Genomic DNA, 22,113 nt, shown 5'->3' with positions numbered 1-22,113 from the left:
CCGCCGGAAGGGGAGAGAGGATTATGGGACTTAAACTGAGCATTCTGGATCAAAGCCCGATCTTTGAAGGAGAGAGCGCAGAGGAGGCGCTTCGCCACACGGTGCAGCTTGCACAACTGGCCGAGGAGCTCGGCTACAACCGGTTCTGGGTATCTGAGCATCATGATTCGGATCATGTTGCAGGCTCTTCGCCGGAGGTGCTGATTGCGTACTTGCTGGCGCATACCAATCATATCCGGCTGGGCTCCGGGGGCGTAATGCTCCAGCATTACAGCCCGTACAAAGTGGCCGAGAATTTTAATGTGCTGGCTTCATTGGCCCCGGGCCGGATCGATCTGGGAGTCGGCCGGGCGCCGGGCGGGCTGCCGCGCTCCACGAAGGCGCTGCAGCGCGGAATCAGCGAGGCACCGGACCTGCTGGAAAAGCTGAAGGAGCTGCAGCTCATTCTGGATCACGATCTTCCGGAGGATCATCCGTTGTACGGTCTGCGCGCAGCGCCGCTGCCGGTGCTGCCGGCTCCGGTATTCGTGCTTGGCACCAGTATTGGCAGCGCAGAGATTGCAGCTGAACTTGGTTATCCGTACGTATTCTCGCAGTTTATCAATACAGACCCGGAGGTTGCGCGTCAGGCATTCGCTGTCTACCGGGAGCGGTTCTCTTCAGTCAGAGGTACGGCAGCTTCCCCGATCTTGGCTGTAGCAGCAATCGTAGCGGATACGGATGAGGAAGCGCAGGCGCTGGCAAGTCATCAGAAGCTGGTGAAGATCCATCTGGCGAGCGGCCGGACGATTACGGTCGCCAATCTGGAGCATGCGCAGGAGTTTGGCAAGCAGAGCAATGAGAGCTTTACGATAGAGGAGAAGGAGCCGGAGGTCGTCAAGGGTTCCAAGGAAACGGTTCGCCGGCGGCTTCTGGAGCTTCAGGAGGAATACGGCGTGGATGAAATTATTATAACGACGCCGGTCAAATTCTTTGACAAGCGGCTGTATTCGTATAAGCTGTTGAAAGAGGCCTTTGCAGAGGTCGCTGAAAAACGGTAGAGGGGGAAATACAGATGGGAAAGCTGGAAGCTGATTCATTGGAGCTTGAGCCCAAGTTAATTGCCATCCGGCGTCAATTGCATCAGCATCCCGAGCTGTCGAATGAGGAATTCGAGACGACGGCAGCGATCCGGCAGTGGCTGGAGGAAGCGGGAATACGCATCGCCAAATATCCGCTGCCAACAGGGCTTATAGCCGAGTTGGGCAGCACCGAGACTGGCGGTCCGGTAATCGCGCTGCGCGCGGATATCGATGCGCTGCCGATTCAGGAGGAGACAGGGCTGCCGTTTGCTTCTGTTCAAGAAGGAAAAATGCATGCCTGCGGGCATGATTTTCATACGGCCTCCCTGCTGGGTGCGGCCTTCCTGCTCAAGCAGCGGGAAGCGGAGCTTAAAGGGAAGGTGCGGCTGATTTTTCAGCCGGCCGAGGAGAAGGCGACCGGTGCGCAGCAGGTGCTCAGAAGCGGTGCGCTTGACGGGGTGCATGCAGTGTTCGGTCTGCACAACAAGCCCGATCTGCCTGTCGGTACCGTCGGAATCAAATCCGGGGCACTGATGGCAGCGGCGGACGGCTTCAAGATTGAGGTCGACGGTGTCGGCACACATGCAGCTGTGCCGGATGCGGGCATCGATCCGATTGTGACTGCGGCCCACATCGTTACAGCGCTCCAGTCTATTGTCAGCCGAAATGTCAGTCCGCTGGACAGTGCAGTCGTCAGCGTGACGCAAATTCATAGCGGCAGCTCGTGGAATGTCATTCCCGACAAGGCGGTTATGGACGGGACACTGCGGACATTCGATGAGCGCGTTCGCAAGCGGGTCAGAGAGCGCTTTGCACAGGTGATTGACGGGGTGGCCTCCGCACTGGATACGACCGCCCGGCTTCACTGGATACAGGGGCCGCCCCCGGTACTGAACGATCCGCTGCTTGCCGGGCTGGGCAAGCAGGCGGCAGAAGCGGCAGGACTTGAAGTTGTGGAGCCTGTCCCGTCTTCCGCCGGGGAGGATTTTGCCTTCTACCAGCAGCAGGTGCCGGGCCTGTTCGTCTTCATTGGTACTTCGGGGACACAGGAATGGCATCATCCGGGCTTTACGCTGGATGAGCAGGCATTGCCGTACAGCGCGAGATTTCTGGCGCAGCTTGCACTTGATGCACTGGAGTCTGAAGCAATCATCCGTACAGGAGAGACAGCTGTCGTATGAGCGGTGGCATCTATGACGTTATTGTCGTAGGGGCAGGCTCCATGGGAATGAGCGCGGGTTATTACCTGGCGCGAAGCGGGCTGCGTACCCTGCTTATTGACGCCTTCGACCCTCCGCATCAAGAGGGCAGCCATCACGGGGAACCGCGTCTGATCCGTCACGCATACCACGGCGGTCCGGCCTATATCGCGATGGCGCTGCGGGCTCACCAGCTGTGGCGCGAGCTGGAGCAATTGACAGGGACAGAACTGCTCGTCCAGTCGGGCGTACTCAACCTGTCCGCCGAGAGCATCTATTCCTATGGACAGCGGCTGGAAGATGCCGAAGCCTTTGGACTGGATATTGAATACCTGGATGCAGATGAAATCCGCAAGCGCTGGCCGGTTATCCGGGTAACGGACGACTTCAAAGGACTCTACGAGCCGAATGCAGGTTATCTGTACAGTGAGCAATGCGTCAGAGCGTACAGGCAGGCTGCACGGGCAGAGGGAGCCGAACTGCTGGCTTATGCCGAGGTTGAGCATATCGAGGTCAGCCAGGGTTCAGTTGCAGTAAGGGTCAAAGGCGGCCAGACTTATTATGCCGCCCATGCCGTACTCAGCGCAGGGGCCTGGTTCCGTACATTGAACAGTTTCATCAGCCTGCCGGTTCGTCCGGTCCGGAAAGCTGTCGGCTGGTTCGAGACAGCTACGCATGAATTTGATGCCGGAAAGTTTCCAGGTTTTACGCTGAATAGCCCGCATGGCGGTTATTACGGCTTCCCCAGCATCGGAGGAGCGGGGCTGAAGATCGGCCGGCATGAGACTGGCGAGGAATGGCAGCCCGGTGAGCCGCTGAAGTCCTTTGGCAGCCTGCCGGAGGATGAGGGTGATCTGCGTCGCGCCCTCGAAGTATATATGCCGCAGGCGGCAGGGACGCTGCTGCGCGGAGCGGTGTGCAAATATGAGTTCACACCGGATGATGATTTCATTATAGATCGGCATCCCGAGTACCCGAACGTACTGCTGGCGGGCGGCTTTTCCGGGCATGGATTTAAATTTGCAAGTGTGGTCGGCGAACTGCTTGCCGATCTTGTCATCAAGGGTTCCCCGGGGCTGGATATTAGCAAATTTTCCTTGTCCCGGTTTCATTCATTGACTACAACGGGGTGATGATCGTGGCACAACCTTCTGAAATATGGATTCGCGAAGCTGAAGATGCGGATGCCGAAGCCGTGCTGCGTGTGATGCTGGAGGCGTATCAGCAGTATGAGAACGAGCTCCCGGAGCCTATCTGGGAGCAATATAAAGAATCGATTAGCGCCTCTGTGCACGAAGGAAATCCGAAGGCGCGGCTGGTCGCCGGGCTGGATGGAGAAATTGTCGGCAGCGTCCAGCTGTTCTTGTCCTCTGAGGAAGCGTACGGAAGAGCGGACTTGCATATTAACAGTCCGATTATCCGTTTCCTGTCCGTATCGCCCAAAGTGAGAGGACGGGGAGTAGCTACGCTGCTCATTCAAGAGAGTGCAAGAAGATCGCTGGAACTTGGATCCTCTTTGCTCTATCTGCATACCTCGGATATGATGCAGTCTGCCGTACAGTTGTACGAACGGCTTGGCTTCGAGCGTGCCTATGACAAGGAGTTCCACAACGGCAACACGCTTGTCAAAAGCTATAAGCTTCAACTGCAGGATCATCCGCTGTTGAAGCAGGTTCTATAGATTTAAGACAGCCGGCTCCGGCTTGGCCTGCCAAGCGTATGAAGCCAATAGGGAGGAATTGAGATGGCGAAGCAGTTGAAGTTGGGTGCAATTATTCAAGGGGTCGGAGGCAATATGTCAGCCTGGCGCCACCCGGATGCGGTAGCCGATGCCAGCGTCAACATTGATTACTACAAGCGTCAGGCATTAACTGCTGAAGAGGGCAAGTTTGACCTGGTGTTTATCGCTGACGGCCTGTACATTACGGAGAAGTCGATTCCTCATTTTCTGAACCGCTTTGAGCCGATTACGATCTTGTCGGCCATCGGTGCCGTCACTTCCAAGATTGGTCTGGTGGGCACACTCTCGACCTCTTACAGTGAGCCGTTCACCGTGGCGCGCCAGTTCGCCTCAATTGATCATATCAGCGGAGGCAGGGCGGGATGGAACGTAGTCACCTCGCCTTTGGAGGGATCAGCAGCCAACTTCAGCAAGAAGGAGCATCCTGCGCATGCGCAGCGCTACCGGATTGCCGAGGAATATTTGGAGGTTGCGCGCGGGCTGTGGGATTCCTGGGAAGATGATGCTTTCGTTCGCGACAAGGAGAGCGGCCAGTTTTTCGATCCGGAGAAACTGCACCGTCTTGACCATAAGGGCGAATTCTTTTCTGTACAAGGACCGCTGAATATCGGCAGGTCCAGACAAGGCCAACCTGTCGTGTTTCAGGCCGGCTCCTCGGATGCCGGGAGGAATCTGGCTGCGAAGTCAGCCGATGCGGTGTTCACCGGACATGAGACGCTGGAGCAGGCCAAGGAGTTTTATGCGGATGTCAAAGCGCGCGCAGCAGCCTATGGCCGGTCAGAGGATGACATTGTCATCATGCCGGGAATCGGTCCGATCATCGGGGAGACGGAGGAGGAGGCCGAGCGCAAGTATCAGGAAATGGTCGGCCTTGTTACCATTGAGAATGCGCTCGATTATCTGGGCCGCTTCTTCGAGCATCATGATTTCTCCCAATATCCGCTGGATGGGCCGTTCCCGGATCTGGGCGATTTCGGCAGCAACAGCTTCCGCAGCACGACCGATAAAATCAAGCAGTCGGCAAAAGAACAGGGGCTCACGCTCCGTCAGGTTGCACTGAGCTCTGTCACGCCAAGAAGCCAGTTTATCGGCACGCCGGAGAAAATTGCCGATCTCATTCAGCAATGGCATGAAGAGAAGGGCGCTGACGGCTTTATCATCCATGCCGGCACGCCGGACGGCCTTCAGGATTTCACAAGGCTGGTCGTTCCGATTTTGCAGGAACGCGGCATTTACCGCACCGAATATGAGCATGACACATTAAGAGGCAATCTGGGATTGTCCATTCCGGAGAACCGCCATACCAAATCCAGGAGGCTAGCACATGTCAGCAGCTAAAAAAGTCGTACTATGGAGCAAGACCGGTTGTCACTATTGCGCAGAGGTCAAGGAATTGTTGGGCACACATAATATTGCTTTTGAAAATATCAGCGTGGACGGCAATGATACGTTAAGGGATGTTTTGGAAGTCAAATATGGAATTCGCCATGTGCCTGTAGTCGAGGTCGGAACGGGTGACGGCAGCAGCTACGCCGGCTGGACGAATTTGAAGCTCGATGAGTTGGAGACGCTTCTTCACGCTTAAGCCTGAAGCAGGAGAACAGGGCATCATTCAAACAGGAGACGAATGCCGCTAAATGCGGTGTTTGTCTCTTTTTTTGTCGAAATTAAGCGGATACTTAGAAAAATGTTCAAAATTTTCATCAAATATTAGGAGAAAAGATCTAAAAAATTATGAGTCTTTCGATTTATTTTATCGAAAACTAGCAAAATTTACTATAAAAAGCGGAAGCGAGGTATAAATAAAAAAGTAGAACTGACGATAGATGAATATGTAACACCTGCAAGTCCATTTTGTACAGAGAGGGGATGACCGGAAAAATAGGAGCGGGATTCAGCTAGAGAGATTCATAACCGGATAAAAAGGAGAAGAGAGATTAATGTATCGTGTAAGAGAAACAGTATGGAAAAAAGTCATGCTTAGTATGCTTGCAGTTATTGTACTGGCAGGCTGTTTGCCGCTTTTTCCGGCGCAGTCCGCCAATGCGGCAGCAGAGGAATATCTCATGTCGATGAACAGGCCCGTGTATGCCTCGTCCATGATGGGCAACAGCACACCGGATCTGGCCGTTGACGGCAAAGCGGACACCCGCTGGGAAAGTGTATGGAAGAAGGACCCGCAATGGATCTATGTAGACCTGGGTGTCAAAGCTTCGGTCTCCAAAGTAACCATCAGCTGGGAAAATGCCTATTCAACTGCCTATGAAATTCAAGTATCCGATGATGAAATGAATTGGGATACAATCTACGCTACCAAAGAGGGCAAGGGGGGAAATGTTGAACATACAGTGTCTGGCGAAGGACGCTATGTCCGGTTGTACAGCACGAAACGTGCACAAGAAAACTACGGGGTATCGATCTGGGAGTTTAATGTATACGGTACGGGCGGCTTCAACACGCAGCCCAAGCCTCCAGCTCCCGATTTGGCGCTGAAAAAGCCGGTCGTCGTTTCATCCATTCAAAAGGGAGAACCGTGGACAGATGATTTGAAGGAAAAAGATTACCTTCCTGCCAATGCGACGGATGGAGACCCGAATACGCGCTGGTCTTCCAGATACGCGGACAATGAATGGATCTATGTCGATCTTGGCGCAAGCTCGGAAATCGGCAGTGTCGTATTCCATTGGGAGGCGGCTGCAGGAAGAGCTTACGATATCCAAGTTTCTGACGACGCGAAAAACTGGACTACCATATACCGCCAGCTGAAGGGCTCGGGAGGCAAGGAAGAAATTCCGCTCTACGCTACGGGCCGTTATGTGAAAATGAGCGGAATTGGCCGTGCGTCTTACCATGGTTATTCGCTCTTTGCTTTTGAGGTTCATGCATACCGTGAAGGTGATCTGAAGCCGGTATATGCCATTCCTGCGATTCCGGAGATTTCGACGGTCCACGTTGGAAAAGGCAGCTACGAAATCGGTGATATTACGCAGCTGGAGCCGAAAGATCCGAAATACCGGACTGATAACATCAAGACGCCGATTCCATCCAATGACTGGTGGCAGTCGATTCTGATTGCAAATCTCGGGGACGGCAACAGCCTGGTCACACTTCCGCTCAAGAACAAGTACACCAAGCTTGGCTTGGCTGTCCTGAATCCGGGCGCGGGCTATGCTTCCTCGGACGGCGGCTCTGTGAACGCTGATGGAGACCCGGATCTGTATCTGTCGACAAACACGATCAATCCGGCTGATGTGGTGACGAAGATCTCCGGATACGGCGATTACTCTGCATCGGTTATTATGAGCGATGATGACAGCGTCAAAATGGAGACCACTTTCGTCAAGGGGTCGCCTTATCTGTACAATACATTCGAAAATCCGGATGCCGTCATCTTGCAGTCGCCGGTTATGGCCCGCCTGTTCGATGACCATAACAATCCGGTCCTCGAAAATGACGGTGATGTGCTCGTAAGCGACCATATCGGAATTGAAGTGGTCAATACCGACCGTGCTCCAAAGCCGGAATCATTTGTACGCCATTATGGTATTTTTGCTCCGCCGGGAACGAAGTTCGTCAAGCTGGGCAACACAATCAAGCTGAAATTCGCCAACGGCGACAACTATTTATCTGTTGCTGCAATGACGGCTGCTGAAGATTTGAACTATTATTACCAGCATGCTTACGCATTTATCAAGGATACGAAGGTCGATTACAGCTTTGATCAGGAATCCTCGCTGGTAACGACCAATTTCAATACGGTAACAGAGCTGAAGCGTCCAGGCTTCTCCACAAATACCCTGATGACGCTGCTGCCTCATCAATGGAAGCTGTCGGATACACCGCTTACCCAGCGTACTTATCCGTCTATCCGTGGAACGCTGAAGGTGCGCGAAGGCAATTCCTTTACGACGGTTGACCGGTTCAACGGTATAGTTCCCCAGTTCGTAGAGCCGACGAACCCGGAATACTCGCGTGCCAAGCTGGTTGCTTATCTCGATTCGCTAGATGCCGATATGAGCGGCCAGATTATGATTGCAGACCCTTACTGGCAAGGGAAAAAGCTGCATCCGCTCGGTCTTGGCGTGCTGATAAGCGACCAGCTTGGAGACACCAAGCGCAGTGACCATTATCTGAGCATCCTGAAGACGATTTTGAGCGACTGGTACACCTTCTCGCCGGATGAAGAGAAGCATTCATATTATTTCCATTACTCACAGGATTGGGGCGCCATTTTCCCTTATTCCAACGGTTTTGGAATCAATACAGGTTTGACTGATCATCACTTCACGTATGGCTATTATGCTTTTGCTTCAGCAATTCTGGCAACCTATGACAAGCAGTTCCTCAGTGATTACGGAGACATGGTAGAGACGCTGATTCGTGACTATGCGAACCCTTCGCGCACAGACAGCGAGTATCCATGGTTCCGCAATTTTGATCCGTACGAGGGCCATTCCTGGGCTGGCGGCTATGCCGACAATCATAGCGGAAATAATCAGGAGGCAGCAGGCGAAGCGCTGTTTGGCTGGGTCGGGCAATATATGTGGGGTGTCGTGACCGGCAACCGCGAATATCGCGATGCTGCGATTTGGGGCTTCACAACCGAAGAGAAAGCAGCAGAGCAGTACTGGTTCGACTATGATGATGACATCTTCCTGCCAGGCTATAAGCACAAGTCTGTAGGCCAAGTATATGGAAGTTCCTATGTGTTCGGGACCTTCTTCTCCGGTGCTCCGGAAATGGTTTATGGCATTCACTGGCTGCCGACTGCAGAATGGATGACCTACTATGCGAGACAACCGGAGAAGACGGCCAAAGTATTCGCGGGCTTGCTCAAAGACCTGAACGGCGGACCGGTAACAGAATGGCATCATATTATGTGGCCGTACCAGGCGCTAAGCGACCCGCAGCAGGTGATTAAAAATTGGAATACCAGCCGGATGCAGCAAAATGAAGTGTTCAATACGTACTGGTTCGTTCACAGCATGGCATCGCTCGGCAGCCGTTCGGCTGAAATCTGGGCAAATGATCCTTCAGTGACGGTATACAAGAAGGGGAATCAGTATACGGCGCAAATCTGGAATCCGACGGATTCATCCAAGACAATCCGCTTCTTTAATGCAAGCGGGGCTCTGGGCACGGCAACGGTGCATCCTCATGCACTGGTTGCAGTAGACCCGACAATCGTTACGGTTACCAAGCCTGCTGAGACAGATTCAGGCATGGTCTATTTGGACCGTTCCGCCTGGAAAATTACAACCTCTGCCCTGGCAGGCGGATCAAATGTCGGCAATATGACCGATGACGATCTGACAACCCGCTGGTCATCCGGCAAACTGCAGGACAGCTCGTTGTGGCTGGAGATTGATCTGAACAGCGAGCAGGCTTTTGATACGATTTTCATGAATTCAGGCACAAGCTATGGCGACTACGCACGCGGCTATGATGTCTTTGTTTCGCAGGATGGAGAGAACTGGGGGGAAGCGGTTGTCAGCGAAAAAGGCAGTTCGACAAGTCTTGCTGTGTCGCTGCCTATGCAGCATGCACGCTTCATTCGGATCGCGCTGAATACTTCATCTGACAGCTGGTGGTCGATTGCAGAGCTGAAAATCGCCAAGCTGGGCAAGGATCATGCAGAGCCGGAAGTACCGGGAGAGCCTGAGGGTCCAGGCCAACCCGGACAGCCGGGAACACCGGAAGGTCCGGAGACACCGGAACACCCCGGCAATCCATCCGGGCCTTCTAATCCTTCGCAGCCGGGAGGTCCTTCCACACCCGGGCAGCCGCTTGGCGATCTGGACCGTTCGGAGTGGGTAGTGACTGCTTCTTCCACAGGCGGTACCGATCTGACAGCCAACATGCTGGATGGCAATTTGGGCAGCCGCTGGAATTCCGGCAAGGATCAGACGAACGGCATGTGGGTCCAGGTCGACCTGGGCCGGACATACAAGATCGATGCCATTACGATTGATCCGGGCCACTATACGTCTGATTACGGACGCGGCTACAATATTTATGTATCCAACGACGGCCAGTCCTGGGGGAATGCTATCGCTCACGGTCAAGGCAAGCCTGAAGGCTTCACAGCTGTCTTCCCGGTCAAGCAAGCGCGATATGTGAAAATTGTCCAGACGGGCACAGCCTCCAAATGGTGGTCGATTGCCGAGCTGAACATCGGCCAATACGGCCTTGGCAAGCAAAAGGATCTGCCTCGTTCCGGCTGGAACATGACTGCCTCTTCTTCGGCCGGGGACGATAAGCCTGACCGCATGCTGGACGGAGACAAGTCCACCAGATGGTCCACCGGGCAAAAGCAGGCTGCAGGACAATGGATTCAAATGGATCTTGGTGCAAACGAATCGTTTAACCAAATCATTCTGGACAGCACCAAAAGTGCGGATGACTACGCCCGCGAGTATGAAGTGTACGTCTCAATTGACGGCCAGTCCTGGGCAAATCCGGTTGCGGCCGGCAAGGGCAAGGGAGCGGTAACCAATATCGTGTTCCCTCTCCAAACCGCTCGTTATATCAAAATTGTCCAAACCGGAGAGGCGGACAAATGGTGGTCCATATCCGGGCTGCGGGTGCTGGCACCGGATACAGACAATTGGATTCCTGAACAGGGAGAGCCTAATCTGGAGGCGCTCAGCCGTGAAGGATGGACAGTAACAGCGTCCTCCGTAAGCGGAGCCAATGATTTCACGAAAATCATTGACGGAAACCCGGGAACCCGCTGGTCTACAGGTACCCGCCAGGCACCAGGCCAATGGGTCCAGGTGGACTTGGGGAAAACCGAGCGTTTCCATCAGATCAGCATTGATGCCGGTCACAGCCGCGATGATTATGCGAGAAGCTACCGGATTCTCGTATCGACAGACGCAGAGAACTGGATCAGCATTGCTGAGGGACAGGGGAGCAAGGAGCTGAATGAAATCAGCTTCGCCGCACAGCAAGCCCGCTATATTCGGATTGAACAGACGGGCGAAGCCTCTAACTGGTGGTCAATCGCGGAGTTGAATATCTACAATTAAGCTAGAAAAGCTGCCATGAAAACAGGGAAGCCGTCAAGGACTTATCTTTGGCGGCTTTTTGCTGTCTGTATGAAACAGCATTCGATTCTTTTATAGGGATGATAAAATATTTATTTGGAATAACCTGACATGAGTGTTAAATAAATTTTCTTTCTATGTTAAAATCACTTTCATACAGGTAAAAAGATACATATGGATGTAGGTCGATGGAGGGGGATGTCATGTTTGAGTGGTTAGGATGGAAGACAGGGATGCCGCTTTGGTGGTCCTATCGGCTTAATTCCGGAATGACAGAAGATGTCGAAGAGATATTTGAAGGCATAGCACAGACACGCAAGGCACTGCTGCAATCGTGGGCTGATGACTATTGGGGGCATCTGGAACGGCTAGCCGCACAGCTTGAGCCGTTGCAAAACCGTGAAGATGATGGGCAAGCCAGCCGTAATGCCCAACTGGGACCGTTGTTCAGAGAGACCTATGCAAGAGCAGGTGACTTTACAGAGCTGTTCATACTTGATGTTGACGGCAGAATAGTTCACAGCACTTGCGAAGGGCATGAAGATTATTTGGCGCCAATTGCCCAGGGACTGGCTTATACGGAATCTGTCCCGGAAGGACAAAAATGTCTGTATGGACCGTATGCGGACCCAATAACACTGGCACTGGGGCCGCGTTCCTCCTCATTCCATGACAAAATGACGCTCATGTTCCTGTTACCGCTCTCAAATGGAGGAACCCGCTGGGGAACGTTGTGCGGGCGGGTGCCGAATGACGTCATCGGGGACTTGATTCAGCGTGAATCCGGACATATCTACCCGGATTCGGGCGACAACTATATTTTTATGGCCAAGCCGGGTTTGCCGGCCGGTATTGATCCGGGTACAGCATTGTCCAGGAGCAGGTTCGAGGACCGGACCTTTACTCATGGGGAGAACTTGAAGGACGGCATCACGACGGACTGGGGAACGGTATCGGTTAAGGAGCACACTGAACTGGAGCTGATGTTTACAGATCCGTCTACAGGAGAGCTTCATCCGGGGGTTATGAATACGATACGCAATGGAAGCAATTTATTTGCAGCGTTCCCCGGCTATTCCGATTACCGTCATATTCCGGTCATTGGGAAGGGTTTGACTTTTCAGCTTCGTCACTGTCCGGATGTATGGGGAATGATGTGTGAAGGAGATTTGGAAGAAGTGTACCGTCTGCGTGGTATTGCCTACCGGCAAAACCGGCTTCACATTTGGTTGACGGGACTGTTCACGTTATTTATGGTCCTGACAGTGTATTTCCTGCTTCCGCTGGTCTCTGCCGGAGCCGGAGCAGCAGTTGTTGGCTTGCTGACCATTGCTTTTGGAGCCATGAGCATTCGTCTTCTGCATGCAAGAAGCGCCAAGCGTGTGGCCGGGCAGCTGCGCAGCATTAACCGGTTCATCCGGATGAATGCCGAAGGCAGCGGGGATCTTACACAGCGCTTGAACACCGGTAGCTTCGACCAGGATGAGGTTCGCGAGCTCGCCAAGTGGATCAACAATATGATTGATTCATTGGAAGGCATCATGCTGCAGGTGAAAATGACCGCAGGCGATGTGCTACTCAGCCAGGAACGGATGAATCAGTCCACAACTTCGACAGAAGGCACAGCACATAATGTCAGCCAGAAAATTCATGAGATGATTGGCAGCCTTCGCCACCAGCTCAAGGATATTGAAGTTGCCAAGGATGTAACCAATCAGATGAGAAGCACCCTCTGGGAGCTGGAGGAGCAGGCATCCGGACAGATTGCGGTTGCACGCAGCGAGGTGGACCGGATTGGGGACAAAATGGATCATATCGCGCTGAAGGTGAAGGAGACAAATGACACGATTACTACATTCATGGACACAATGCAGGAAATTCAAAATGTGCTCCATGTCATTGAAGAAATATCGAGTCAGACGAATTTGCTTGCGCTGAATGCTTCCATTGAGGCCGCAAGAGTAGGAGAGCACGGCAAAGGCTTCAATGTCGTCGCAATGGAAATCCGCAAGCTCGCAGAACGGACGAAGGAATCAACGGATCAGGTGAAAGGGATTGTCCAGCAAATTTATGTGAGTGCCGGGCGCGCTTTTGCATCCATGGAGGAGGGCAATCAGGTAGTTGCGGAAGGAACAACCCTCGTTTCAGCCGCTTCTGAGCTGCTCGGCGGAGCACAGGCAGAGGGTACACTGAAGACGCAGGTCGTGGATGAGGTTGTCACCTTGATGGAGCAAATTGCGGCAGTCAGCATTGAAAGCCGGCGCGCATCGATCGATGTGGAGAACAAATTGAAGGAATTGGCTCATGTCCTGGGCCATGCCCGGAATACCTCAGGTCATGTCGAAGCCATTGCGGGAGTGCTTCAGCAGCTCGTCGGGCAGTTCCGGCTGACGGATACGCGCAGAAGATAGTGAAACTTGAGTTCTATCGTGCTGCAAAGGGATGGATTTTGCTTTTTGAAAGAAGGAGGGAGCCGCCGGGCATTGCAGTCCGGGTGGCTCCTTTCATTTTGCATAGACGGCGCTGAGGAATGGTCCCGTTGTCAGAGTCTATTGGGGTTCGTGAAAGTGAGTACCTTTGTGCGTTGGAAAAAACATACAGGAGTGAATGAGCTGAATTTGTTTGACGTGAAACCAAAAGGTGCCATATAATAAATGAAACCAAAAGGTTTCGTAAGGAGGCGAAAAAGTGTCGGAAGAATTGCTGAAGAAGCTGCGCTACAAGGAAGGGCGGGCAATCATACTAAATGCCCCCGAGGGCTTTCATCTGGATATTCCGGGAGCGGACAAGCTGGAGGGAACATTTGATTTTGTACAGTTGTTCACAAGCAGCGTGATATATTGGCAAGATTGGTACAAAGCTTGTCTGAGTACCGCCCGGTAAGCAACGTGGCACTGGATGAGAAGTGGTCGGCGCTCCGGTTCCGCCATACGAGCAAGGTGAAAACAGCCAAGGTCTAGCAAGGCCGATCATTTTAAATCGCCTGTATGGCTGAATTTATATCATTAGTGAAGTAACAGTGAAGTAAAACGGATAGATTACCGACAGGAGGAACATCACAATCATGAGTGAACAATCTGGAAGCAAGCTGCAGGATATACGCAAAACCGTTATTTTTAATGCCACGATCGAGAAGACTTGGGCAGCTGTTGCGACTTCGAAGGGGCTTGAGGCATGGTTTATGCCGAATGATTTCGAGCCGGTGGAAGGGCATGAATTTCATCTGAATGCCGGGCAGTTCGGCATGTCGCCGTGCAAGGTCATTGAAGTCGACGAGCCGAACCGCCTGTCATTCCGCTGGGGCAAGGACTGGACCGTTACAATGGAGCTTAAAGAGCTGGATGGCAAAACAGAATTTACATTGATTCATTCCGGCTGGGATGCCAATACAGTCACGGAATTCGGGGCGTCGCACACCGTCATCCGCGGACGGATGGAAGGCGGCTGGGAACCGATGGTCGAGCATAAGCTGCGCGCATTGGTTGAGGGTCAATGACAGCCCCGCTGCAAAAGCATGATGTCTTTCAGGCGATCGCTGATCCGACACGCCGCAAGCTGATGGAGCTATTGTCCGGCCAAGAGCTGTCAGTGACAGCGCTCAGCAGCCATTTTCCGATAACGCGTACAGCCGTATCCAAGCATTTGCGCGTTTTGCAGGGGGCTGGACTTGTCCGCGAGCGAAAGGCGGGGAGAGAGACGCGTTACTCCCTGCACGCTGATCCTCTGCTGGAACTGAAGCGCTGGCTTGGCTTTTATGAGCAATATTGGGACAACAAGCTGGCTGCATTGCAGCGTCTGGTGGAATCAGATGAGGATATCTAGCATCCATGCATCCGTATAAGCATAAGACACAGCCTGAGAAGGGCTGTGTTTTTTATAGGTCAAAATTTTTGTGCCATTTTACGGAGAGGCGGATAATTTTCCATCATTGCACGGCCCGTTTTAGGTTCACTTTGTTGGATGATTTTGCACCTGAAAACCGTGGTCGACCAGGATAAAATATTCCGGCGTCTGCTTTTTTAATAAGGCTGTATATGGCCTTGTATCTTCCCGAGGGGGAACAGTCTTTTTATTTGCTAAAATCTGTAGAATTGATGTATATTTCTAATAGTTTATGAATAGGTACAGCTTAGAAAGGGAGTGAGGGCGTGAATGTAGAAAATTGCGTCTCGACGGATATGGATATAAAAGATTCAGGTTTTGGCTATACCTTATCCGTGATCGGCGGCAAATATAAAATGACGATTATCTATTGGCTGGCAGCACATAAAGTGATGCGGCACAATGAGCTTAAGAAATGTATCGGAACCATTTCATTCAAGACGTTGAGCATCATGTTGAAGGAGCTGGAGGCTGACGGCATTATAGTGCGCAAGGAGTACCCGCAGGTTCCTCCCAAGGTCGAGTATTCTTTATCTGAGCGAGGACGTTCACTTGTTCCAGTGCTTGATCAATTATGCTCCTGGGGAGAGAGCAATCGCCCATCCCTGTCTGTTACGTAATCCGTTCATCTGCATCTTCAACACTCTCCTTCAGGTTCACTACTTACCTAAATGTGCGTACTTACGTCATTCATCATCATCCTGTATACTCAAAATCGAATCAGATAAGTTGCAGAAAGTGGTGGATGATATGAAAACATTAGTGGTAGTGGCGCATCCTGGTATGGAAGGTTCAACCGTTAATAAAAGATGGCTGGAAGAATTAAAGAAATATCCCGAACAAATTACGGTACATGAACTATACAAGAAATATCCGGATGAGAAATTGAATGTTCAGTGGGAGCAAGAGTTGATTGAAACTCATGATCAGGTCATTTTGCAATTCCCAGTCTATTGGTTTAATTGTCCGCCTTTGTTGAAAAAATGGCTGGATGAGGTCTTATTGTACGGATGGGCTTATGGTTCGGGTGGAGATAAGCTTAAGGATAAGAAGGTTGCTTGTGCGGTTTCTGCAGGAATTACCTTAGAAGATTACACATCAGAAGGTCGGTACAAGTATACGCTCGATGAAATCTTGCGCCCGTTTGAAGTGACTTTCCTGTATACAGAAGCTGATTACCGGCCCTTCTTCGCCTTCTATGGAACAGAACACGGTATGTCGGAGCAGCAAGTGAGTTTGAGTGCCGAAGACTACGTCAAATTTATTCATTCACTATAATCTGCATGACCCACATCTTACCATCGTTCGGCGTAAGACGATTCATTATACTAAAATTGAAGACATTTGATGATTTTCCAAACTCCGCGGCAAGCATGCGGAGTTTTTAATTTTACAACTCTATAACATACTTCTGTCTGTATTTATGTGAAAATAGGTGATGGGAGGAGTAGATTATGGCGACGTTACTAATTGTTGAAGATGAAGAAGCTATAGCAGAATTAATTGCAATGAACCTGAGGCTGGTCGGGCATGCTGCGTACCAGATTCATAACGGGAGCGAGGTCATGACAGCGATCGGGGAGAGGGACTTTGACCTGATTATTCTGGATGTGATGCTGCCCGGGCAGGATGGGATTGATCTGATGCACAGTATTGCGCCCCGTGGCATATGACCCGGATTGATACCGTGTTAAAAAGATACAAGACCCATCAGAACCTGTTCAGGCTGGATGAACATATCGTCCTCTATAATCAGGAACCGGTGGAGCTTACGATCAAGGAGTTTTCTCTACTGAAGATATTGATTAAAATCAGAACATTGCGCTCTCCAGAGAGAAGCTGCTTGCTTGTATGGGGCACGGATTTTATGGGCGCAACACGGACGATCGACGTGCATAAAACACTTATGCAGCGGCAGAGAATGACCAATTTTTCATCCGCAATTCATTACAGCAAAGCATCAATCGTACAGCAGGCAACTATAATTCACGCATGATTCCTAACACTGGCTTGTGCCTATGAGCATTCAATGGCACAAATCAGTGAGATTGTTATGAGCACGGGCTTCGGAGCCATTCCTCTCAAGAAAAACGGGATTTGCTTACTCCAACAATCAGGAGGCTGCTTGAGACATGTTTTATACTTTGCTGTTTCTCCAGGCTGTCTGACCCAGAAGTTCCCCTGTGGTCGCCATATATGTTTCTTCCGACTCAGTCCATCTCAGTCTCGCCAATTCCTCTGCGTCCGGACCCGCGAGATATCGCAGCCGATCCGTCTCATCGGTGGCTGCTTTGTACACTTGCTCGGCAACCTGATTCTATCGGCATCATCAAACGGTTAGTTCATCATCGATTCCATCATTTTATTGAAATAAGATGTGTATGATGGCGGAGTAGGAGCGTCTTCGGACGCGGACATGGTGTTTGATGTAAAGTTTGTGGTTCGAATGGTTCTCTTTATGTTATATAAACTAACATAAATATTGATATTTTTGTTATTAATCTAATAAAAAAATAGATACGTAACTCAAATTAGTAAGGTATTCGTTATGTAAGTGGTTAATTTTAAGAATTTTTAAAAATATATTGATAACTTATCTAACATTAATTAAAATGAGTTTAGAAGTTGCGTAAACGTTTTTTCAAAATGAATGAAACCGGATGATAAATATCTTGTGGACTAAACGATGAAACTTGTAAAAACGTTACCGCAATTTATAGGAAAACAATGGGAGTGATTGTCACGAAAAGAGACATTACCATAAAAGATGTGGCTAAAATTTCCAATGTATCTGTCGCTACGGTCTCTCGGGTAATCAATGGACTGGATCGGGTAAGCGAATCTACACGAAAAAAAGTGCTGAAGGTTATTGATGAATTGAATTTCGTCCCTAATACGATAGCCACCTCCATGGTGAAGAAAAAGACGAACATGCTCGCGGTCGTAGTACCGGAGGTGCGCAACCCGTTCTATACAGCTGTTATTGGAGGAACAGAAGAGATAGCGAAGAAAGAAGGCTTTTTCACACTTGTTGTATCCACTAACGGTGACGAAGCCCAAGAATCCGAATACTTTGACAGCTTCCTTGGCAAAAATGTGGACGGCATTATATTAATTGGTACCCATAAAGAAGCGGAATTTTACCAGACCATTCGCAAGCCGACGATTCTCGTGGACCGGTACATAGACAATAGTGGTCATGATGGCGTCATTATCGATAATTATCGCGGTGCTTACGAAGCAACAAGGCATTTTGTAGAATGTGGACATCGGCATATTGCCATTATAGACGGGCCGCATGATTTCAATGATGGCAAGGATCGTTATTGGGGCTATCAACGGGCCATCGTTGAAAGCGGGCTGACCCCGGACCCGGCACATCACAAGCAGGTGAATTGGCTTGAAGACGGGGGATATCAATCCACAATGGAGCTACTGCAATCTTTAGCGCCCCCAACGGCCATATTTGCAGCCAACAACTTGATATGCCAAGGAGCGATCAAAGCGATCCGGGATTTAAACCTGGAAATCGGGGAGGACATTTCGTTGATCGGCTTTGATGACAATGAGCTTGCCCAATTCGTAAAGCCAAGAGTGTCCGTCGTCCGCAGGCCGACGCATGAAATGGGGATCCAGGCAGCAGAAATGCTGATTAGCAAGCTTAAGGGACATGCTTCTGATGAAATGAATCCCAAAAAAGTAACTCTGGATGTTGAGTTCATGAAATATGGGTCAGTGAAAAATTTGAATGCTTAAAGGAGGGGCACGATGGCTAATCCTGTATTAACAATGGAAGGAATCAGCAAGGAGTTTCCGGGTGTCAAGGCATTGGAGGGCGTTGATTTCGAGCTGTATCCGGGCGAAGTTCACGCACTGATGGGAGAGAATGGGGCGGGAAAGTCCACGTTGATGAAAATATTGTCCGGCGTATACGCACCGACCAACGGCATCATCAGGCTAAAAGGCGAGGAGGTTGTCTTCCGCAATCCGCTGGCTGCCCAACATCAGGGCGTATCCATTATCCATCAGGAGTTCAATCTGTTCCCTAATTTGTCAGCAGCGGAAAATATGTATATCGACCGTCCGGAGATTGCCGGGCGCTTCGGGTGGTTAAGCTGGTCCAAGATGTACCGGGAGGCGCAGCAACTGGTAGATTCGATCGGTGGCGGAGGTATAGACGTCCGCAAGGAAGTCCGGCATCTTGGCGTTCACAGCCAGCAGGTCATTGAAATTGCCAAGGCGTTGTCGTTTCAGGCTGATGTGCTGATTATGGATGAGCCTTCAGCAGCATTGCCGGAAAATGAGGTTCAGAAGATGTTTGAGGTTGTAGAGCGTCTCAAGGCACAAGGAGTGGCCATTGTCTATGTCTCGCACCGGATGAAAGAGATATTTGAAATTGCGGATAAAGTGACGGTACTCAGGGACGGCAGGAAAATTGCCACCCGCAACATATCAGAGGTTACCGAGCAGAGCCTGATCCGGATGATGGTCGGCAAGGAGGTCAGCCAGCTATATCCGGTCCGTCCGTTCCAACAAAGGAAGGAGACGGTGCTGCAAGTCAAGCAGCTGTCGCTCGACGCTGCCCATGCGGTCTCCTTTCAGTTGCATAAGGGTGAGATACTAGGCCTCTTCGGCTTGCCGGGATCCGGCTCGCATACGATTGCCTGCCGTTTGTTTGGCTTGGCAAAGGGGACAGGAGAGATCGGGATTAACGGCAAGCCAGTGCAAATAAACAGTCCGGCCGAGGCCAAGGAGATGAGAATTGCCTATGTGCCGCCGGACCGGCACCGCCAAGGCATTATCAAACCGCTATCTATCCGCAGCAATTTGGCGCTGCCCATCCTGCGCGATCTTTCCGAAGGGGGGAGGCTGAATCAGGAGAAGATCAAGAAAATAAGCCAGTATTATATGGATCGGCTTCATATCAAGTCTCCCAATGATTTGCAAAGTGTAGACTTCTTGAGCGGAGGCAACCAGCAGAAGGTCGTAATCGGGAAATGGCTGGCTTCGAAACCTGAAATTTTGATCCTGGAAGAGCCAACGCGAGGAGTGGACGTAGGTGCCAAGGCCGAAATTTATAACATTATTCACGAATTGGCTCAGAATGGACTGAGTATTTTGCTCATCTCCTCGGAAATGCCGGAGATTATCGGACTGAGCGACCGGATTCTGGTGCTGCACAAGGGAGAATTCGTACACGAATTCGGGCATGGAGAAGCAGATCAGGAGCAGTTGCTGAAGCGGGCTTCAAATCCGCGATTGGTGGAAGGAGATGCCGTATGAAACGCCTGTTGAATATTCATGAAGCACCTACAATTTTGTTCACCTTGCTAATCGGTATTATATTTGCATTTATCTCGCCGGCCTTTCTCGGACTGGATAATGTGAAGCTGATTCTGGATCAGAATACGACCACCTGTATCGTTGCGATTGGTATGACCATGGTTATTCTGCTCGGCGGCATTGATCTGTCGGTAGGTTCGGTGCTGGCTCTCACAGCAACCTCTGTCGGGTTGTTTCTCAGTTCCGGAATGTCTCCCTGGCTTGCGTCCCTGCTCGGCGTTGCCGTAGGCGTCCTCTGTGGAATATTCAATGGTTATTTCATTGCGGTGCTGAACATTCCGGATATTATCGTAACACTGGCTTCCATGTATATCTTTCGCGGGTTGGCTGTGGGCATTAGCGGAGGCACCTGGATGACGAACTTTCCGTCACAGTTTCAATTTTTCGGGCAGGGCAAGCTGCTGGGCATTTCCTTTCCGTTGCTCGTTGCTATTATTTTAGTCATCGGCTTCGTCCTGCTGTTAAAATTTACACGTTTCGGAAGGCGAATCTATGCAATCGGGGGCAACAAATCTGCAGCACGACTGGCGGGAATCGGAATTGCCAAATCAAAATTCACCGTATATGTATACAGCGGGATGCTGGTCGGAATTGCAGCCGTTATTTTTGCCTCGAAAGTAGGCAGTGTGCAAGCCTCAACGGCGGGGAGCAATCTGTCATTCGAAGTGATGGCAGCCGTCTTAATCGGGGGTGGCAGCATCTTTGGCGGAATTGGCACCATTGCTGGAACAGTAGTAGGGGTGCTGTTAATGGGTATGATCAAGAATGGACTTATTATTGCTAAGGTATCCCCGTTTTGGGTCGATGCTGCAACTGGTTTTCTGATTATTCTGGCAATTGTTATTAATACGCTGCAGCATGTCAGGCAAAACAGACGGAAAGGAGGTGAGCTGATATGAGCACACTGGCCAGAAAGCTTCCATTCAAGCCTAACCGTATGCTTGTTCAGCTTCTGCTGCTTCTACTGATTATCCTCTTTTTCAGTTTTCAGGCTCCTTACTTCCTGTCCTTCACTAATTTTATGAATGTCTTGAATCAGATGGTGGAGGTTGGCCTGATTGCCATTCCAATGACGATGATCATTATCTCGGGTGCCATGGACTTGTCAGTCGGCTCAATTCTTGCCTTCTCGGCAGTATGTATGGGTATTGCTTTTGAGGGCGGACTGAACATATGGCTGAGTGTCATTGTCGGCTTGCTTGCGGGACTGGCCTGCGGAGCTGTCAACGGCTATTTGATTGCCAGGCACCGGATGCAGGCGATTGTTGTGACGATCGGGATGCTAGTGATGCTTCGCGGTCTCGTCTATGTGCTGAACGAAGGGCGGCCGGTGAGCGGTTTTCCTGATGCGTTCTACTTTATGGGGCAGCAGTACATCTGGGGCATTCCGTTTAATGCGATTTTTCTTGCGGTCATGTTTCTGCTGGTTACATTTGTAATGAAAAAAACACGCTTTGGTGCTTACGTCTATGGTATTGGAAACAATGAGGAGACCGTTCATTATTCCGGAATCTCCGTTATCCGCACCCGATTCATTTTGTTTCTGCTTAGCGGTTTGTTTTCCGCTTTGGCCGGTGTTTTCCTAGTGTCCCGTCTGGCAAGCGCAGAAGCGACATCAGGTACAAATATAGAGCTTGATGTAATTACAGCCACTCTAATAGGAGGCACACATATTTTTGGAGGAAGGGGGAGTCTTTCCGGTACATTTGTCGGCCTGCTGATCATCGTCTTTTTACGCAACGGGCTCAATTTATTGGGTGTGTCGGTCTTGTATCAATCCGTTATTCTGGGCATTTTGTTGTTGATTGCGGTTGGAAAGCAAAAAGCATAATTGACTT

The 22,113-nt window shown here is 50.8% G+C and carries 20 protein-coding genes; 19 read left to right on the top strand and 1 reads right to left on the bottom strand.

Going from position 1 to position 22,113, the window contains the following annotated elements:
* The first annotated feature begins 23 nt into the window (after positions 1–23).
* From H583_RS0114515 to H583_RS33040, 15 genes are all read left to right on the top strand, one after another.
* Positions 24–1,040 carry an LLM class flavin-dependent oxidoreductase gene (locus tag H583_RS0114515; RefSeq protein ID WP_028561074.1) on the top strand — a complete coding sequence of 339 codons (1,017 nt, stop codon included), beginning with the start codon at positions 24–26 and terminating at the stop codon, positions 1,038–1,040.
* 14 nt (positions 1,041–1,054) lie between these two features.
* A complete protein-coding gene (locus H583_RS0114510; protein ID WP_028561073.1) occupies positions 1,055–2,242 on the top strand; it encodes an amidohydrolase in 1,188 nt (395 codons plus the stop codon).
* The gene (gene solA, locus H583_RS0114505; protein WP_028561072.1) at positions 2,239–3,393 is read left to right on the top strand and encodes an N-methyl-L-tryptophan oxidase; all 1,155 of its coding nucleotides are present in this window, start codon (positions 2,239–2,241) and stop codon (positions 3,391–3,393) included. Before H583_RS0114510 ends, solA begins: the two co-directional genes overlap by 4 nt.
* Positions 3,393–3,941, top strand: coding sequence for a GNAT family N-acetyltransferase (locus tag H583_RS0114500; protein WP_036709753.1), 549 nt, complete (start codon positions 3,393–3,395; stop codon positions 3,939–3,941). The genes solA and H583_RS0114500 overlap by 1 nt, the downstream gene beginning before the upstream one ends.
* A gap of 63 nt (positions 3,942–4,004) precedes the next feature.
* Positions 4,005–5,339, top strand: a complete 1,335-nt coding sequence (locus H583_RS0114495; RefSeq protein ID WP_028561070.1) for an LLM class flavin-dependent oxidoreductase — start codon at positions 4,005–4,007, stop codon at positions 5,337–5,339.
* Positions 5,326–5,586 carry a glutaredoxin family protein gene (locus H583_RS0114490; protein ID WP_028561069.1) on the top strand — a complete coding sequence of 87 codons (261 nt, stop codon included), beginning with the start codon at positions 5,326–5,328 and terminating at the stop codon, positions 5,584–5,586. The genes H583_RS0114495 and H583_RS0114490 overlap by 14 nt, the downstream gene beginning before the upstream one ends.
* Before the next feature lie 355 nt (positions 5,587–5,941).
* Positions 5,942–11,032: a discoidin domain-containing protein gene (locus tag H583_RS0114485; RefSeq protein WP_028561068.1), complete on the top strand. Its 5,091-nt coding sequence runs from the start codon at positions 5,942–5,944 to the stop codon at positions 11,030–11,032.
* Positions 11,033–11,253: 221 nt separating this feature from the next.
* Positions 11,254–13,461 (top strand): methyl-accepting chemotaxis protein, encoded by a 2,208-nt coding sequence (locus H583_RS0114480; protein ID WP_028561067.1) that lies wholly within the window; start codon positions 11,254–11,256, stop codon positions 13,459–13,461.
* Positions 13,462–13,738: 277 nt separating this feature from the next.
* Positions 13,739–13,933 (top strand): hypothetical protein, encoded by a 195-nt coding sequence (locus tag H583_RS33045; protein WP_051236490.1) that lies wholly within the window; start codon positions 13,739–13,741, stop codon positions 13,931–13,933.
* Between the two features lie 181 nt (positions 13,934–14,114).
* Positions 14,115–14,546 carry an SRPBCC family protein gene (locus tag H583_RS0114465; RefSeq protein ID WP_028561066.1) on the top strand — a complete coding sequence of 144 codons (432 nt, stop codon included), beginning with the start codon at positions 14,115–14,117 and terminating at the stop codon, positions 14,544–14,546.
* Positions 14,543–14,872 carry an ArsR/SmtB family transcription factor gene (locus H583_RS0114460; RefSeq protein ID WP_028561065.1) on the top strand — a complete coding sequence of 110 codons (330 nt, stop codon included), beginning with the start codon at positions 14,543–14,545 and terminating at the stop codon, positions 14,870–14,872. The genes H583_RS0114465 and H583_RS0114460 overlap by 4 nt, the downstream gene beginning before the upstream one ends.
* 356 nt (positions 14,873–15,228) lie before the next feature.
* Positions 15,229–15,552, top strand: coding sequence for a winged helix-turn-helix transcriptional regulator (locus H583_RS0114455; protein ID WP_036710017.1), 324 nt, complete (start codon positions 15,229–15,231; stop codon positions 15,550–15,552).
* A 130-nt stretch (positions 15,553–15,682) separates the two neighbouring features.
* Positions 15,683–16,210 (top strand): NAD(P)H-dependent oxidoreductase, encoded by a 528-nt coding sequence (locus H583_RS0114450; RefSeq protein ID WP_028561063.1) that lies wholly within the window; start codon positions 15,683–15,685, stop codon positions 16,208–16,210.
* A 176-nt stretch (positions 16,211–16,386) separates the two neighbouring features.
* Entirely contained in the window at positions 16,387–16,605 is a 219-nt protein-coding gene (locus tag H583_RS0114445) for a response regulator (RefSeq protein ID WP_028561062.1), read from the top strand.
* A 14-nt stretch (positions 16,606–16,619) separates the two neighbouring features.
* Positions 16,620–16,928: a response regulator transcription factor gene (locus tag H583_RS33040; protein ID WP_154665899.1), complete on the top strand. Its 309-nt coding sequence runs from the start codon at positions 16,620–16,622 to the stop codon at positions 16,926–16,928.
* Between the two features lie 141 nt (positions 16,929–17,069).
* Here the strand turns inward: H583_RS33040 and H583_RS36650 are convergent, their stop codons facing one another.
* On the bottom strand, positions 17,070–17,231 hold the full coding sequence (locus H583_RS36650; protein ID WP_154665898.1) for a hypothetical protein: 162 nt from the start codon (positions 17,229–17,231) through the stop codon (positions 17,070–17,072).
* Between the two features lie 434 nt (positions 17,232–17,665).
* On the opposite strand from H583_RS36650, the gene H583_RS0114430 reads away from it, so the two are divergent.
* Genes H583_RS0114430 through H583_RS0114415 form a run of 4 tightly spaced genes read left to right on the top strand, consistent with a single transcriptional unit; the run spans position 17,666 to position 22,106 of the window.
* A complete protein-coding gene (locus H583_RS0114430) occupies positions 17,666–18,688 on the top strand; it encodes a LacI family DNA-binding transcriptional regulator (protein WP_028561060.1) in 1,023 nt (340 codons plus the stop codon).
* 12 nt (positions 18,689–18,700) lie between these two features.
* Positions 18,701–20,215 (top strand): sugar ABC transporter ATP-binding protein, encoded by a 1,515-nt coding sequence (locus H583_RS0114425; protein WP_028561059.1) that lies wholly within the window; start codon positions 18,701–18,703, stop codon positions 20,213–20,215.
* The gene (locus H583_RS0114420; protein WP_028561058.1) at positions 20,212–21,174 is read left to right on the top strand and encodes an ABC transporter permease; all 963 of its coding nucleotides are present in this window, start codon (positions 20,212–20,214) and stop codon (positions 21,172–21,174) included. The genes H583_RS0114425 and H583_RS0114420 overlap by 4 nt, the downstream gene beginning before the upstream one ends.
* Positions 21,171–22,106 (top strand): ABC transporter permease, encoded by a 936-nt coding sequence (locus H583_RS0114415; protein WP_028561057.1) that lies wholly within the window; start codon positions 21,171–21,173, stop codon positions 22,104–22,106. Before H583_RS0114420 ends, H583_RS0114415 begins: the two co-directional genes overlap by 4 nt.
* Positions 22,107–22,113: the final 7 nt, after the last annotated feature.

Origin of the sequence: Paenibacillus pinihumi DSM 23905 = JCM 16419 (assembly GCF_000422505.1) — a bacterium.
Taxonomy (GTDB): Bacteria; Bacillota; Bacilli; order Paenibacillales; family Paenibacillaceae; genus Paenibacillus_D; species Paenibacillus_D pinihumi.
The sequence above is the reverse complement of the archived record's forward strand: the minus strand, read 5'-3'. Positions and strand labels throughout refer to the sequence as shown.